2 protein-coding genes are annotated in these 618 nt (G+C 55.5%); one reads left to right on the plus strand and one right to left on the minus strand.

Annotated elements, in window-relative coordinates; all coding sequences use genetic code 11:
* Nucleotides 1-320: 320 nt before the first annotated feature.
* On the minus strand, nt 321-434 hold the full coding sequence (locus tag RMSM_RS39900; protein ID WP_315850149.1) for a hypothetical protein: 114 nt from the start codon (nt 432-434) through the stop codon (nt 321-323).
* On the opposite strand from RMSM_RS39900, the gene RMSM_RS42690 reads away from it, so the two are divergent.
* The coding region (locus tag RMSM_RS42690) for a hypothetical protein (protein WP_040767568.1) at nt 424-618 on the plus strand (195 nt) is incomplete at its 3' end. The genes RMSM_RS39900 and RMSM_RS42690 overlap by 11 nt on opposite strands.

The raw sequence follows: 618 nt of genomic DNA on the forward strand, positions 1-618 counted from the left end.
TAAAAAACAATGCGAGTTGTTAGAGTCACACTAAGCCGGACGTTCTCTGACGCTTGGCGGCTCACTAAATCAACAAGCCGCCCGCGAGTGCCGCCACCTCAGCAATGACTCCGCCTGTCCTTAGACGACAGCGTCGCCTTGGAGGCCTGTGCGGTTGTTGTGACTGGGAAGGTCAACTTCATAAACGTCACATAATCGCCAATGACTCGCGGTGCGTCGGGCAGTTCGACGACTTGCTCGGTGCTGCCGAGGCGTTCGGCGTGAAGCTTCGCCAAAAAGACAGCGTTCAAATCATTCGAGCATATGCCATGCTTTAGTGGCTATGTTCGAACTCGGGCTCTTTGCCTTCGTACGCTCGGTACAGATCGAAGAGCGAGGAAGTAGTTGCCGATCGTTTCTTGGATGCGCTGTGCGTGCTCCTCTTTGGTCACCACCCAACGCGCCAGTTGGATTGCCGTCGATCGAAAGTTTTGCGACTTCCTCTACGGAGTAATCCCGATAAATGCGGAACGATCACGCGGCGATGGCAAGTCAACCTATGTAAAAGGTGCCCCACCGCGTGAGCACAACCGATCGGGTTTGGTCGGACCGTTTAGCGATCACACCGCACGCGGCGGG

Origin of the sequence: Rhodopirellula maiorica SM1 (assembly GCF_000346295.1) — a bacterium.
Taxonomy (GTDB): Bacteria; Planctomycetota; Planctomycetia; order Pirellulales; family Pirellulaceae; genus Novipirellula; species Novipirellula maiorica.